Annotated in this window: 11 protein-coding genes; 8 read left to right on the forward strand and 3 right to left on the reverse strand. The window is 71.9% G+C overall.

What is annotated here, in order from left to right:
* Window positions 1-48 precede the first annotated feature (48 nt).
* On the reverse strand, window positions 49-2400 hold the full coding sequence (locus tag AB0D18_RS31000; protein WP_362425924.1) for a phosphoketolase family protein: 2352 nt from the start codon (window positions 2398-2400) through the stop codon (window positions 49-51).
* A gap of 321 nt (window positions 2401-2721) precedes the next feature.
* On the opposite strand from AB0D18_RS31000, the gene AB0D18_RS31005 reads away from it, so the two are divergent.
* The 4 genes from AB0D18_RS31005 (at window position 2722) to AB0D18_RS31020 (ending at window position 6832) form a co-directional block, all read left to right on the forward strand.
* Window positions 2722-3123, forward strand: coding sequence for a hypothetical protein (locus AB0D18_RS31005; RefSeq protein ID WP_362425927.1), 402 nt, complete (start codon window positions 2722-2724; stop codon window positions 3121-3123).
* Window positions 3124-3220: 97 nt separating this feature from the next.
* Window positions 3221-5461 (forward strand): DUF6571 family protein, encoded by a 2241-nt coding sequence (locus AB0D18_RS31010; protein ID WP_362425930.1) that lies wholly within the window; start codon window positions 3221-3223, stop codon window positions 5459-5461.
* A 58-nt stretch (window positions 5462-5519) separates the two neighbouring features.
* On the forward strand, window positions 5520-6551 hold the full coding sequence (locus tag AB0D18_RS31015) for a hypothetical protein (RefSeq protein ID WP_362425933.1): 1032 nt from the start codon (window positions 5520-5522) through the stop codon (window positions 6549-6551).
* On the forward strand, window positions 6548-6832 hold the full coding sequence (locus tag AB0D18_RS31020; RefSeq protein WP_362425936.1) for a hypothetical protein: 285 nt from the start codon (window positions 6548-6550) through the stop codon (window positions 6830-6832). The genes AB0D18_RS31015 and AB0D18_RS31020 overlap by 4 nt, the downstream gene beginning before the upstream one ends.
* Here the strand turns inward: AB0D18_RS31020 and AB0D18_RS31025 are convergent.
* Both AB0D18_RS31025 and AB0D18_RS31030 read right to left on the reverse strand, forming a co-directional pair.
* Window positions 6829-7518: a sirohydrochlorin chelatase gene (locus tag AB0D18_RS31025; protein ID WP_362425939.1), complete on the reverse strand. Its 690-nt coding sequence runs from the start codon at window positions 7516-7518 to the stop codon at window positions 6829-6831. The two genes, AB0D18_RS31020 and AB0D18_RS31025, sit on opposite strands and share 4 nt — an antisense overlap.
* Window positions 7515-8675, reverse strand: a complete 1161-nt coding sequence (locus AB0D18_RS31030; protein WP_362425942.1) for a uroporphyrinogen-III synthase — start codon at window positions 8673-8675, stop codon at window positions 7515-7517. The genes AB0D18_RS31025 and AB0D18_RS31030 overlap by 4 nt, the downstream gene beginning before the upstream one ends.
* Window positions 8676-8856: 181 nt before the next feature.
* Between AB0D18_RS31030 and AB0D18_RS31035 the strand changes: the two genes are divergently transcribed.
* From AB0D18_RS31035 to nirD, 4 genes are read left to right on the forward strand one after another with little or no spacing between them, the layout of a single operon-like run.
* Window positions 8857-11091: a molybdopterin oxidoreductase family protein gene (locus AB0D18_RS31035; RefSeq protein ID WP_362425944.1), complete on the forward strand. Its 2235-nt coding sequence runs from the start codon at window positions 8857-8859 to the stop codon at window positions 11089-11091.
* A complete protein-coding gene (locus AB0D18_RS31040; RefSeq protein WP_362425947.1) occupies window positions 11088-12353 on the forward strand; it encodes an FAD-dependent oxidoreductase in 1266 nt (421 codons plus the stop codon). The genes AB0D18_RS31035 and AB0D18_RS31040 overlap by 4 nt, the downstream gene beginning before the upstream one ends.
* Before the next feature lie 50 nt (window positions 12354-12403).
* A complete protein-coding gene (gene nirB, locus AB0D18_RS31045) occupies window positions 12404-14962 on the forward strand; it encodes a nitrite reductase large subunit NirB (protein WP_362426248.1) in 2559 nt (852 codons plus the stop codon).
* Window positions 14959-15345: a nitrite reductase small subunit NirD gene (gene nirD / locus AB0D18_RS31050; protein WP_362425950.1), complete on the forward strand. Its 387-nt coding sequence runs from the start codon at window positions 14959-14961 to the stop codon at window positions 15343-15345. Before nirB ends, nirD begins: the two co-directional genes overlap by 4 nt.
* Window positions 15346-15347 lie beyond the last annotated feature (2 nt).

Raw genomic sequence — 15347 nt, forward strand, 5'->3', positions numbered from 1 at the left:
AAGCCCTGCGCGAGACCCACCCACGCGGGTGAGAGGGATGAGACGGGCTCAGCCGGTCCAGTGCCAGTCGGCGACCTCCGGGAGGTCCACGCCGTGGGCGCGGATCCAGGCGTGGTGGCGGGTACGGGCGTCCGCCATGGCCTGGCGGGCGGAGGCGGCCCGGACGGCGAGGCCCGGCACCCGGTCGATGACGTCCATGACCAGCCGGTACCGGTCGAGGTCGTTGCGTACGACCATGTCGAACGGCGTCGTGGTGGTGCCCGCCTCCTTGTAGCCGCGCACATGCAGCTGCGCGTGGCCGGTGCGGCGGTAGGCGAGCCGGTGGACCAGCCAGGGGTAGCCGTGGTACGCGAAGATCACCGGTTTGTCCGGAGTGAACAGGGCGTCGTACTCGGAGTCCGACATGCCGTGCGGGTGCTCCTCGCGCGGCAACAGCCGCGTCATGTCGACGACGTTGACGACCCGGACGGCCAGTTCCGGCAGCCGACCGCGCAGCAACTGCGCCGCCGCCAGCACCTCCAGGGTCGGTACGTCGCCCGCGCAGGCCAGCACCACGTCCGGACCCCCGGTACCGGCCTCCGTACCGGCCCACTCCCAGATGCCGGCGCCCCGGGCGCAGTGGGCGCGGGCGTCGTCCAGGGAGAGCCAGTCGAAGCTCGGCTGCTTGCCGGCGACGACGACGTTGACGTAGTCGCGGCTGCGCAGGACGTGGTCGGCGACGGAGAGCAGTGTGTTGGCGTCCGGCGGGAAGTAGACGCGGACGACCTCGGGGCTCTTGTTCAGCACGTGGTCGACGAAGCCCGGGTCCTGGTGCGAGAAACCGTTGTGGTCCTGGCGCCAGACGTGCGACGTGAGGAGGTAGTTGAGGGAGGGGACCGGGGCCCGCCACGGCAGGGCGCGCGAGGTCTTCAGCCACTTGATGTGCTGGTTGACCATCGAGTCGACGATGTGGACGAAGGCCTCGTAGCAGGAGAACAGACCGTGCCGGCCGGTGAGGTTGTAGCCCTCAAGCCAGCCCTGGCAGAGGTGTTCGGAGAGGATCTCCACCACCCTGCCGTCGGCGGCGAGATGTTCGTCGGTGGGCAGGGTCTCGGCCTGCCACGCCTTGCCGGTGACCTCGAACAGCGCGCCGAGCCGGTTGGACTCCGTCTCGTCGGGGCCCACGACGCGGAAGTCGCGCCGCACGGCCGTGTCCCGCATGATCCGGGCGAGCAGAGAGCCCAGCACGCGGGTCGGTTCGTGCAGGGAGCTGCCCGGTTTGTCGACGGGTACGGCGAACTGCTCCAGCGGCGGGAGGGGCAGGTCACGGGTGAGGAGGCCGCCGTTGGCGTGCGGGCTCGCGCCCAGGCGGCGGTTGCCCTCCGGGACACAGGCCAGGACCCGTGCGGTGGGGCGGCCTTCGCCGTCGAAGAGCTCCTCGGGCCGGTAGGAGCGCAGCCACGCCTCCAACTGCCGCAAGTGGTCCGGGTTTTCGCGTACGGAGGCGAGCGGGACCTGATGCGCCCGCCAGGTTCCCTCGACCGGCGTGCCGTCCACCGTCGCTGGCCCCGTCCAGCCCTTGGGGGTACGGAGCACGATCATCGGCCAGCGGGCCCGGCCACGCGCCCCGGAGGTGCGCGCGGTGTGCTGGATCGCCGCGATGCGCTCCAGGGCCTGGTCCATGGCGGCTGCCATCGCGGGGTGGACGACGCGCGGATCGTCACCCGTGACGTGCAGGGGCTCGTGGCCGTATCCCCGTAACAGGGAGTCGAGTTCGGCCTCGGGGATGCGGGAGAGCACGGTGGGGTTGGCGATCTTGTAGCCGTTGAGGTGCAGGATCGGCAGCACCGCGCCGTCGTGGACGGGGTCGAGGAACTTGTTGGAGTGCCAGGACGCCGCGAGCGGGCCCGTCTCCGCCTCTCCGTCGCCGATCACGCAGGCGACCAGCAGGTCCGGGTTGTCGAACGCGGCGCCGTAGGCGTGCGCGAGCGAGTAGCCGAGTTCGCCGCCCTCGTGGATCGACCCGGGGGTCTCCGGGGCGACATGACTCGGGACACCGCCGGGGAAGGAGAACTGCCGGAACAGCTTGCCCATGCCGTCCGCGTCCCGGCCGACGGTCGGATACGTCTCGCTGTACGAGCCCTCCAGCCAGGAGTTGGCGAGGACGGCGGGACCGCCGTGACCGGGACCCCAGACGCAGAGCGCGTCCAGGCCGTGTTCCTTCACGACACGGTTGAGGTGGGTGTGCACCAGGTTGAGGCCGGGTGAGGTGCCCCAGTGACCGAGCAGCCGCGGCTTGAGGTGTTCGGGCCGCAGCGGTTCGGTCAGGAGGGGGTTGTCCAGGAGGTAGATCTGGCCGGCGGCCAGGTAGTTGGCGGCGCGCCAGTGGGCGTCGAGGTCGGCCATACGGTCCTGTGCCACGTTGCCTTCTCCGTCTACGAGTCGGGAGGTACGCCCCCTCGGCAGAGGCACTGCTGCGGACGCTCTCACGCGGAGGCCGCGCCGGCGAGGCGATAACCGGCCCAGTCGGCGGCACACGTGGCGGCCGAGGAGGCGGGGCACCGAGGAGGCGGGGCACCGAGGGGGCGGGGGGCCGAGGGGGGCGACGGGACTGCGCGGGATGTTCACATTCGGTGACAGCGTCTCCGCATGAGCTTCGCAAGCTCGGAAGATCGTCTTGTTAGCTTGCAGGTCTGATCGTTGTGTACGGGGAGAGTTGTGTACGGGGAGAGGGGCTTCACCATGTCGCTGGACGGCACGCTACCGGGGCCGGGCGGCGGGCCCGCCGCACCCTTCGGGCCGAGCGGAGGGCTGCCGAACATGGCCTCGTCGCCCGCCAAGAAGCGCGCCGCCGCGAACGCGCTCCAGCAGCACATCGAACCCGACACCCGCAAGGCCGGCGACCACGCCGACCAGGAGACCGGGAGCGCGGTGAAGGCGTTCGACGCCAAGGACGGTCACGGCTGGCTGACCTCGGCGGCCCTCAAGAAGGCCAACAAGGCGTGGGAGACACAGGTGAAGGGCCTGCTGAGCCGGCTGGGCTCGGACCGGACCTCACTGCGCAGCACGAACCTGCTGCTCAGCGGCACCGATCTCGGGGTGGGCGGGGACATCAGGCCGCCGTCGGCAATCGACAAGCTCTAGCCCGGCTTCCGGCCGGCCAGGCCCTGGCCCGGCTTCCGGTCCAACAGGTTCCAGCTCAAGTGTTTCCGGGGGAAGCATGCCGACGTACCACGAGATCATGACCACCGAGCTCTCCGCGCTCACCGCCGCCGCCACCCAATGGGACGGCATGGCCGGTGAGTTCAAGAAGCAGGAGCAGGCGTACAAGCGGGACGTGTACGGCGTCTCCGTGGGGGAGACCTGGCTCGGGGTCAGCGCCGACGCGGCCCACAGCCGCTTCGGCGTCACCCTCCGGGAGTTCCAGTACGCCCAGAAGGAGGCCAAGGCGGTGGCCGACCTGCTCCGGGACGCGCACACCCGGTTCGTCGAGCTGCGCGGCAAGCTCCAGAGCGCCCGGCGGGAAGCGGTCGAGGCCGGGATGAAGGTCTCCGAGCAGGGGGTCGTCACGTACGACTCCGAGAAGCTGACCGACTCCGCGCGAAGCGCCATGCAGCACGACCCCGACTACCAGCAGGCCATGCACAAGTCGGTCAACTCCTGGCAGCAGCGCGTCGACCAGGCGGTACGGGCCGTGAACGACGCCGACAAGGGAACCGAGATCGCGCTCGCGGCCGTCGTCGTCGACTCCAAGCCCCTCGACGGCACGACGAACGGCTTCAACTCCGGCGCGCAGGGCGACATCGAGAAGTACGAGGCCCAGGCGCTCAAGGACATCGCGGAGCGGGTCAGTTCCGGCAAGGCCACCGACCAGGACCTCAAGGAGGCCGCCCGGTCCTTCCGGGACAACGGCAAGGACAAGGCGTTCAGCCAGACCCTCCTCAGCAGCCTGGGCGCCGAAGGAACCCTGAAGTTCAACAACTCGCTCACCGATCTCGGGCACTCCGGCGACAGCCACAACAAGGACTACCTGGGCATGCAGAAGGGGCTGGCGACCACGCTGGCCACCGCGACGCAGGACACGAACTCGGCCTTCTACGACAAGTTCCGTACGCAGATGCAGTCGGCCGGGGTCAAGGAGTACGAGCTGGACGTCGCCGGGAACAAGGTCGACGTCGGCCACGGGCACGGCCAGAAGGCGCGCGGCTACCAGAGCCTGGTCACCCTCATGCAGCAGGGCGGCGGCTACTCCGACAAGTTCCTGCACGACACCGCGAACGACATCCGCAAGGCCGAGGACAAGTCCAAGGGCGGCGACCCGGACATCTGGGACCTGCGCGGCGACTTCGGCGACAACAAGAACACCGGGAAGAACGACAGCTGGTTCGCCAACGATCCCCTGGACGGCGTCCTCGGCATCATGTCCAAGGACCCGGCCGCCGCCACCTCCTACCTCGACCCCGGCCCGGACAACAAGAACGACAACCTCAAGTACCTGCTGGACGAGCGGGACTGGGACCTGGCCGACACCAGGGAGTACCTGCGGGTCGAGACCGCGGGCAAGGACGTGGCCGAGCACGACGTCCGCCAGGGCTTCGGCGCCGCGCTGGAAGCCGCCGCCACCGGCCACCAGCCCGGCACGGAGCACAAGCTGGGCGGCCACGGTCTGGAGCAGGCCCGCGTGATGAACGAGACGATCGGCATCCTGAACGAGTCGGGCCACGCGGACAAGCTCCCCGCCAACCTCCAGAAGCCCCTCGCGAACATGCTGACGGACTACACGCCCGACACCCACCAGACCCTCGGCATGGACAACGTCACGTACAACGGCAAGGACAAGGTCTGGGAGGACGAGGACGGCACGGTCCGGATGGCCGTGCCCAAGGACGACCTGGTGAAGGTCATGCGGGGCGCGGCGGACGACCCCGAAGCCTTCGGCCAGATGTACCGGGCCGAGAAGCAGTACTCCCAGGACCTCTTCACCGGCATGCCGAACGACTCGAAGAGCGACAGCACGCTGGCGCGCATCCAGGAGACCTCGGCGGCCATCGGCGCGTACGACGGAGTGCGGTCGGACGTCGTCTTCGACAAGCGCTTCAACAACACCCAGTGGGCGAACGACTTCAACCACGCGCTCACCACGTCCTCCGGAGCGGCACTGACCTTCGTGGGTGCGGCGTACGGTCCTGCCGCGCCGGCCGCGATCGCTCCAACCGGTGACATCGTCAACAGGGTGGTCGACTTCGTGTCGTACGAGGCGACCAAGGAACGCATCTCCGAAGCGAACCTGGAAGCGACCAAGGAGAACGCCCGGATCTTCAACGCGGGGCAGCTGGAGGTCGACGGCATGGTCGCGGCATGGGCCAAGTCCCACGGCCACGAGCCGCAGGACGACTTCGTACGGAACCTCATCGGGCACGGTCAGGGGAACTACGAGAGGGGGAGGGACGGAGCGCTCCGCGCGATGCGGCCGGACTACTGACCGCACCGGGCCCCACACCCCCTCACACGCACTACCAGAGCGGACCGAACCACCTCTCATGCACTTCACAGCTCACCGCACCCGCCTGGGCAAGACCGTCATCGGTGCTCTCGCCCTCGTCCTGCTGGCCGCCGGGGTCGTCTACTTCTCCGGTACGTACGACCGCTGGCGGACGCCGGATCCGGCGGAGGCCTGTGCGGGGACGCTGGACCGGCCCGCCCTGCGCGAAGTACTCACAGGTGAGGCTGCCAAAGAGATCGAGTACAACGCCCCGGCACGGCCCGGCAGCCTCACCCAGTGCGTGGTCATGGGCGACGGCCCTGCCGCAGCCCGCTCGCTCTGGGTCGACGTGCGGTGGGGCAGCGCCGCCGACTCGCAGTCTCTCGGGGGTACGGTCGGCGGGGAAAGGATCCACCCGGTGAACGGTTGGCCTGCCGTGGTCGCCGGTTCCACCGCCACGGTCAATCTGCCGTGTCTCGACCGCAAGGACGAGAGCCTTCTCGTCGACGTCGCTCTGACGGGCGTCAAGACGCTCGACAAGTGGAAGATCCGTACCGAACTGGCGAGCTTCTCCGTGAAGTCCGCGGAGCGTGCGGCGAAGCAGTTCGGCTGTGCGATTTCCCCAGGGCCCGAGGTCAAGGATGTGGAGAAGGAACCCCGCGACTCCGACGCCGTTCCACTCGCCGAGGCACAGGGGACCTGCGCCCCGCTGCGCCCCCTGAAATCCGCCGCCGCGCAAGCCGGTGTCGCCTTGGCCCGGGAAGAACCCGCACAGAAAAACGCCCCGCTCACCCAGTGCACCCTCCTCACGTCGAAGCACCTGTTGGGGTACGACCTGGCCGCCGTGTTCGGGCCGTACGCGAAGAGCCACCGGCTGACCAGTACCGCGAAGCCGCAGATCCAGCAGGACTCCGGAGCCCAGGGCGACTACACGTGGGCCACCGCCCGGTGCCCGGGTTCGCCCGAGCGCGCCCTGTTCACGCTCAAGCACAGGGGCAAGCCCGCCCCCGCGTTCGAATCCGCCGCCCTCAAAGCCTTCGCCACCGACGCGGCGAAGCAGCACGGCTGCACGGACCTGCGGCTGCCGTGACGACCACGCGCCCGGCTCCCGTGACGACCGCAGGCCCGGCTCTCGTCGCCGGCGGCACCGGCATGCTCGCAGGGCTCGTCACCGGGCTGGTGGCGGACGGCTGCCCGACGGCGGTGCTCGCCCGCAGCGAGCAGGCGCTCGACGGGCTCGCGGCCGCGTGCGGGGGAGGGCCGGACGGGGTGATCCCCGTGCCGGGCGGGTCGGACGGGCCGGGTGGGTCGGGTGGGCCGGGCGGTGAGTACGTCGTTGGGCGTGTGCGGCCCTGGGGGGACCGTCCCTAGCGGCGCGCCCCGTCGTACCGGTCCAGGATCAGCCGGGCCACCGCCTCGTGCGCGCCCAGGGGGGCGGAGGTCACCGTTCCGGTGCCGGAGGACGCTGCCTTGCGGGCGAAGAAGCCCGGGGTCATCAGGTAGCTCGCCACCGCCACGTCCCGGTGTCCCTCCGCGTGCAGCGCCGCCACCGCTGCGGCCGGGGTCGGGGCGCCGCCGCACAGGTAGGAGGGGATCGCGGGGCGGCCCAGGCGGCGGGTGAGGAGGGTGGCCATGGTGGCGGTCGCGGCCCGGGACGTCGGGTCGCTGGAGCCTGCGGAGGCGAGGACGACGGGGCCGCGCGCGGGCGCCCGTACCTCCGCCAGCCGGTCCGCGAGCGCGGACGCGAGCAGGGGGTGCGGGCCCAGTGCGCGCGATATCCGGGCCCGTACGTGCGGGGCGGCGGCCAGCGCGTCCGGGATGTCGACTCGGATGTGGAAGCCCGTTCCGAGGAGGAGGGGGACCAGGACGACCTCCCCACAGAGTCCGGCGAGCACGTCCGAGAGGTGCGGCCCGACCACGTCCACGTACGCCAGGATCACGGGCAGGCCGGGGCGCAACTCCCTTACCCGGTCGAGGAGTTCCTCGGTGGAGGCGGTGCCGGCCGGGTCGCGGGTGCCGTGCGCGACGGCGAGCAGAGCAGGGCCGGCCTGATTCACCTGGGGTCCACCGCCAGCCGGTACCCCCGCTTGGTGACCGTACGGACCAGCGAGGAGTACGGACCGAGGGCGGTCCGCAGCCGGGCCACCGCCGCCTCCACCACGTGCTCGTCGGTGGGGCGCGGCGTGCCGGCGTCCCCGGCCCAGGCACGCCGCAGGAGCTCGGCGCGGCTGAGGACCGTGCCGGGGCGCCCTGCCAGGGCGTGCAGGATCGCGGCGGGGAGCGGGGTGAGGAGCACGGTGCCGGCGGGGCCGGAGACCGATGCGCCCTGGATCGTCAACCGGTCGCCCTCGAAGGTGAGTTCACGGCGGTGGCGGGCCGGGAGCTGCTGGTCCAGGGTGCGTACCAGCGCGCCGAGCCGCCCCCGTTCCGGCCAGACGCACGGCACGTCCGCCGCCAGTAGCGGGCGGGCGCACACCGGACCTATGCAGGCCGCCAGGACGTCCGTACGGAGTGCGGTGAGGAGCTGCTCGCGGCGGCCGGCCTCCTCCGCGGCCGCCAGGAACGCCTCGATCGCAGGGGCGCTCGTGAAGGGCAGCGCGTGCACCTCGCCCCGTACCGTCGACTCCACCAGCCGGCGCACGGCGTCCGGGTCCGCCGCCGGACCCCACCGGTACACCGGCACCTCCACCACCTCCGCGCCCCGCGCCCGCAGCGCGGCCGTGAATTCCGGCAGCGGCGCCCCGTGTTCCTGCACCGCGACCCGCTTCCCGGCCAGCTCCCGGTCGAGGAGCCAGGCCAGCATCTCGTCCACGGCCTCGGAGGCGGGCGCGTAACTCTCGCGCAGCCCGGACGCCCGGATCGCACCGGTCGCCTTCGGGCCCCGGCTGATCACCGTCGCGTCGCGGCACGCGTCCACGAGGCGCGTGCCCGTCCCCCAGCCCTCCGCCGCGCTGATCCAGCCGCGCCAGCCGACACCGGTCGTGGCGACCACGTAGTGCAGCGGCGCGGACAGGCACGACTCGGTGGCCTCCCGTACCACCGAGTCGTCGTCGAGCGGCACGATCCGCAGGGCCGGCGCGGAGACGACCTTCGCGCCGCGCCGGCGCAGCAGGGCTTCGAGTTCGTCCCGGCGGCGGTCGGCGGTCACACCGACCGTCAGTCCGGCCAGTGAGCCCTCCGGCGGAACAGGGGTGGCGGGCATCGCGGTAGTCATGGCCCGACAGTGTCCGAGAGTTGTTAACTCCCTGTTGCCGAGGTGTCTCCTGGCGGTTAGCCCTGCGCTACGGGCATGTGTCCTGCACCTCGCGCGCTGACCTGCGGAAAGTGAGCGCTCCGTACCGTCCGCGCAACGCACGGGATGCGGGCGCGTAACGGCGCGCGGGCACGGTGGGCCCATGAACGCGACCACGGCGGCCACCCCCGGTGCACTCGACGCGCCCAGTGCACTCGTCGACACCCACTGCCCGTACTGCTCACTGCAGTGCGGCATGCGGCTGCGCCCAGCCGGAGAAACGGTGGAGATCGTCGAGCGGCCCGACTTCCCCGTCAATCAAGGGGCCCTGTGCGGCAAGGGCCACAGCGCCGCCGCCGTCCTCGCGCCCGGCGTCCGGCTCACCGCCCCTCTCGTACGGGACTTTGACGGCGGGTTCCGCGAGGCGACCTGGGAGGAGGCCCTCGACCGGGCGGCGGCGGCCTTCGTCTCCGCCCGGGTACGGTACGGCCGCGACGCGGTCGGCGTGTTCGGCGGCGGCGGGCTGACCAACGAAAAGGCCTACCTGCTGGGCAAGTTCGCCCGTGTCGCATTGCGTACGGCCCACATCGACTACAACGGCCGCTTCTGCATGTCGTCCGCGGCCGCCGCCCACCGGGGCGCCTTCGGCCTCGACCGGGGCCTGCCCTTCCCCCTCGCGGACGTGGCCCGCACCGGCTGCGTGATCCTCGTCGGCAGCAACCTCGCCGACACGATGCCGCCCGCCGTCCGCTACCTGCGCGAAATGCAGGCCGGCGGCGGCAAGCTGATCGTCGTCGACCCGCGCCGCACCCGCACCGCCGACCTCGCCGACCTCCACCTCGCCCCCGCCCCCGGCACCGACCTGGCGCTCGCCCTCGGGCTGCTGCACCTGGTCATCGCCGGTGGACACGTCGACGAGGAGTTCGTCTCCTCCCGTACGAGCGGTTACGAGGCGGCCCGCGCCGCCGCGATGGCGCACTGGCCCGAGCGGGTGGAGGCCATCACGGGCGTTCCGGTGGCCCAACTCCGGCGCACCGTCGAGCTGTTCGTGGGTGCGGGGACCGGGATGGTGCTCACCGCACGCGGCCCCGAGCAGCAGTCCAAGGGTGTCGACACGGTCGGCGCGTGGATCAACCTGTGCCTGGCGACGGGCCGGGCCGGGCGCCCGCTGTCCGGTTACGGCTGCCTCACCGGGCAGGGCAACGGCCAGGGCGGCCGCGAACACGGCCAGAAGGCCGACCAGCTGCCCGGCTACCGGTCCATCACCGACCCGGCCGCCCGCGCCCACGTCGCCGGGGTGTGGGGCGTCGACCCCGCGGACCTGCCGGGGCCCGGCGTCTCCGCGTACGAACTCCTCGACGCGCTCGGCACCGACGGAGGAGTGCGGGCGCTGCTGCTGATGGGCTCCAACCCGGTGGTCTCCGCGCCGAACGCCCGCCACGTCACCGAGCGGATTCGCGCACTCGACGCGCTGGTGGTGTGCGACGTCGTCCTGTCCGAGACCGCCGCACTCGCCGACGTCGTCCTCCCCTCCGCGCAGTGGGCCGAGGAGACCGGCACCATGACCAACCTGGAAGGCCGCGTCATCCTCCGCCAGGCGGCGCTGAGCCCGCCGGCCGAGGTACGCAGCGACCTCTGGATCCTGCACGAGCTGGCGGCGCGGCTGGGGTGGGAGAAGGGGTTCCCGTACGACGCGGAGGAAGTCTTCACGGAACTGCGCGCGGCATCGGCGGGCGGCCAGGCGGACTACTCCGGCATCAGCTACGAGCGGATACGGGCGGAGGAGGGGGTCTTCTGGCCGTGCCCCGCCGCCCAAGGGGGCCCGGGAGGTGACCCTGGCCCTGCTGCCCAAGGGGGCTCGGGCAGTGGGGCGGCCCTTCAGGGGCGCGGGGAACTGCGCGACCAGCCACGACGCACCCGCACAACGACCACCCCCCACCCCGGCACCCCCCGCCTCTTCCTCGACCGCTTCGCCACCCCCGACGGCCTGGCCCGCTTCGCCGACGTCTCGCACCGGCCCGCCGCCGAGGAGCCCGACGCCGACTACCCCCTCTACCTCACCACCGGCCGCGTCCTCGCCCAGTACCAGAGCGGCGCCCAGACCCGCCGCACCCCCGCACTGAACAGCGCCGCCCCCGGACCCTTCGTCGAACTGCACCCCCGCCTCGCCTCCCGACTGGGCGTCGACGAGGGCGAGTTGCTCGCCGTCACCAGCAGGCGCGGCCGCGCGACCGCCCCCGCCCGAGTCACCACGGCGATCCGCCCGGACACCGTGTTCATGCCGTTCCACTGGGCGGGCGAGGGCCGCGCGAACTCGCTCACCAACCCGGCGCTGGACCCGCAGTCGCGGATGCCGGAGTTCAAGGTGTGCGCCGTGAAGGTGGAGAAGGCGTCATGAGCACCCCCACCCCCGCCCCCGCCCCCGTGCGTACGCGTATCGCCGTGGTCGGCGCCGGCATGGCCGCCGCCCGTCTCGCCCAGCAGACCCTGGCCCAAGTCCCCGCCGGGACAATGGACTTCACCCTCTACGGGAACGAGCCGCACGCCCCCTACAACCGCGCCCTCCTCGCCGGCGTCCTCGACGGCCGCTACACCCCGGACGCGCTGACTCTCCCGACCGGTGGCGCCGCCGTCCGTACGGGCGCGGAGGTCCTCGCACTCGACACGGCCGCCAGGACGCTGCGTACGGACGTGGGGGAGACGGCGTCGTACGACGTCCTCGTCCTGGCGACCGGCGCGAACCCGGTGCTGCCGCCCATCAAGGGCCTGCACGCGATGTCAGCTCCTTCCGCCCGCCGCGAGCTCAAGGACGGCGTGCACGCCTTCCGCTCCCTCGCCGACTGCGTACGCCTCGAAGAGGCGGCCCGTGGTGCCAAGCGGGCCGTGGTCGTCGGCGGCGGCGTACTCGGCGTGAGCGCCGCCCGCGCGCTCGCCGCACTCGGCATGCCGGTCGAAGTCGTCCACCAGGGGCCTTATGTGATGGAGCGTCACCTGGACGAGGAGGCCGGAGCCACCGTCCGCCGCGCCCTCGAAGGCATGGGCGCCGCCGTGTACCCCGGCAACCGCGCCCGAGCCGTCCACGGCAGCACCACCGTCACCGGCGTCGAACTCGCCGGCGGTCACGTCCTCGACTGCGACCTCGTCGTCCTCGCCTGCGGCGTCCGCCCCCGCACCGGGCTCGCCCGAGCCGCCGGGATCGAGGTCCGGCGCGGCGTCGTCGTCGACGACACCCTCGCCACCTCCGTGCCCCACGTGTACGCGATCGGCGACTGCACCGAGCACCGCGGCGCCGTCCACGGGCTGACGGGCCCCGCCTGGGCCCAGGCCGACGTACTGGCCGCCCGGCTCTCCGGGGCCGCCCCGGACGCCACGTACACCGGGGCGAACAACCTCTCCCGGCTCACCGCCGGCGCCCTGGAAATCGCCGCGTTCGGCGAGGTCGCGGACACCGACGGGGACGCACTGCGGCTCGCCGACGGCACCCGGGGCGCCTACGGCTCGTACAAGAAGCTCGTGATGCGCGGCGACCGCCTCGTCGGCGCGATCCTCGTCGGCGACCTCGCCGCGATCGGCGAACTCACCCGTACCTACGAGAGGGGCGAGCCGCTGCCGTCGCGCCCCCTCGACCTGCTCACACCCATCGAAGGAGCCGTACTGTGACGGACGACATCCAGGTACCCGCCCGCCACCTCGTCCTCGTCGGCCACGGCATGGTCGGCCAGCGCTTCCTCGAAGCGTTCGCCGAGCGCGGCGGGCACGCGCCCGAGTGGCGGATCACCGTACTCGCGGAGGAGCCCCGCCCCGCGTACGACCGCGTCCACCTCACGTCGTGGTTCTCCGGCACCACCGCCGACGAACTCTCCATGTGGGAGGGTGAGTTCGGCGAGAAGCACGGCATCGACCTGCGGCTCGGCGACCCGGCCGAAGCGATCGACCGCGCGGCGCGCACGGTCACCGCCCGCTCCGGCGAGGTCTTCCCGTACGACGCGCTGGTCCTGGCCACCGGCTCGTACCCCTTCGTGCCGCCCGTCCCCGGGCACGACGCGGCCGGCTGCTTCGTCTACCGGACGATCGAGGACCTGGAGGCCATCCGCGCGGCTGCCGACAGCGCCCGCGTCGGAGCGGTCGTCGGCGGCGGGCTGCTCGGCCTCGAAGCGGCGGGCGCGCTGCGCGCGATGGGGCTGGACACGCACGTCGTGGAGTTCGCCCCGCGTCTGATGGCCCTTCAGGTCGACGAGGGCGGCGGCACCGTACTCCGGGACAAGATCCAGGAGTTGGGTGTCACCGTGCACACCGGCGCGGGCACCCAGACCGTCGAGACGGATGCCGAAGGCGCCGTCACCGGCATGGTGCTGTCCAACGGCGCGACCGTCGACACCGACCTCGTCGTCTTCTCCGCAGGCGTACGCCCCCGGGACCAGCTCGCCCGCGACTGCGAGCTGCCCGTCGGTGAGCGCGGCGGCATCGTCGTCGACCCCGGCTGCCGGACCGCCGACCCCGCGATCTGGGCGATCGGCGAGTGCGCGCTCGCCTCCGACGGGCGGGTGTACGGACTGGTGGCGCCCGGATACGCGATGGCCGAGGCGGTCGCGCGTCAACTGACCGACGGCAGCGGCGAGTTCACGGGCGCCGACCTCTCCACCAAGCTCAAGCTCCTCGGCGTCGACGTCGCCAGCTTCGGCGACGCGCACGGCACCACCGCCGACTCCCTCGAAGTGCTGTACGCCAACAGCCGCGAAGGCGTCTACAAGAAGCTCGTCATCGGCGCCGACGGCGCACTGCTCGGCGGCGTCCTGGTCGGCGACACCGAGTCGTACGACCTGCTGCGCCCGCTCGCCCTGTCCGGCGCGCCCCTCACCGCCCCGCCCGAGCAGCTCGTCCTGCCCGCCTCCATCGGCGCGGCACCCGGGCCGATCGCCCTCCCCGACGAGGCCGTGGTCTGCTCCTGCCACAACGTCACCAAGGGCGCCATTCGCTCGGCGGTCGCCGACGGCGGCTGTGCGGACGTCCCCGCCGTGAAGAAGTGCACCCGTGCGGGCACCGGCTGCGGATCCTGCGTCAAGCTCCTCGGCACCCTCGTCGCCGATGAACTCACCGCACAGGGCGTCGAGTTGAGCCGTGGCCTGTGCGCGCACTTCGACCTCACCCGGGCCGAGATCTACGAGATCGTACGCGTCAAGGGCATCACCACCTTCGCCCGCCTCATTGATGAACACGGTATCGACGAGCACGGGCACGCCGACCAAGTGGGCGGCGAGGGCTGCGAGATCTGCAAGCCGGTCGTCGGCTCGGTCCTCGCCTCGCTCAGCCCGGCCCTCGGCGAGGCCGTCTCCGGGCACATCCTGGACGGCGAACAGTCCGCCCTCCAGGACACCAACGACCACTTCCTCGCCAACCTCCAGCGCAACGGCTCCTACTCCGTCGTCCCCCGCATCCCCGGCGGCGAGGTCACCCCGGACGGGCTCATCACCATCGGCGAGATCGCCCGCGACTTCGGCCTCTACACGAAGATCACCGGCGGCCAGCGGATCGACATGTTCGGCGCGTCGGTCGATCAACTCCCGCTCATCTGGCGGCGGTTGGTGGATGCGGGCTTCGAGTCGGGACACGCGTACGGAAAGTCGCTGCGGACGGTCAAGTCCTGTGTGGGGCAGACCTGGTGCCGGTACGGCGTCCAGGACTCCGTAGCCCTCGCCATCGAGCTGGAGCTCCGCTACCGGGGCCTGCGCGCCCCGCACAAGCTCAAGTCGGCGGTCAGCGGCTGCGCCCGCGAATGCGCCGAGGCGCAGAGCAAGGACTTCGGCATCATCGCCACCTCCGCCGGCTGGAACCTCTACGTCGGAGGCAACGGCGGCATGACCCCGCGCCACGCCGACCTCCTGCTCACCGACGCCGACTACGACACGCTGCTCCGCACGATCGACCGGTTCCTGATGTTCTACGTCCGCACCGCCGACCGGTTGGAGCGCACCGCGCCCTGGATCGAGCGGATGGAGGGCGGGCTCGACCACCTCCGCGCCGTCATCGTCGACGACTCGCTCGGCATCTGCGCCGAACTGGACGACCTGATGAGCCGTCATATCACCTCGTACGAGGACGAATGGCGCGCCACCCTCGAAGACCCCGACCGGCTCGCCCGCTTCGTGTCCTTCGTCAACGCGCCCGGCACGCCGGACCCGACGATCCGATTCGTACCGGAGCGCGAGCAGATCCGCCCCGCGGAGACCTTCGTCGCGGGCCCGACCCTGGAAGTGAGGTCCCTCGTATGAGCACCACCCTCGAAGCGGCTGTGGAAGTCGTGGAAGTGGCCGTCGGGGACGAGTGGTTCACCGTCTGCCCGTACGCGTCGCTCATCCCCGGCCGGGGTGTCGCCGCCCTCGTCGGCGCTGAGCAGATCGCCCTCTACCGGGACCGCTCCGGCACCGTCCACGCCGTCGGCAACCGCGACCCCTTCAGCGGGGCGCACGTCATCTCGCGCGGTCTGCTCGGCAGCCGCGACGGCGTGCCCGTCGTCCTCTCCCCGATGTACAAGCAGGCCTTTGACCTGCGTACCGGTGTCTGCCTCGACGACGACGAGACCCCGGACGGCGGTCCTGCGGCGCTGCCGGTCTGGCCCGTACGCACCAACTCCCTCACTCCCCAAGGAAGTTAGGC

The sequence above is a fragment of the Streptomyces sp. NPDC048442 genome (assembly GCF_040651475.1).
Taxonomy (GTDB): Bacteria; Actinomycetota; Actinomycetes; order Streptomycetales; family Streptomycetaceae; genus Streptomyces.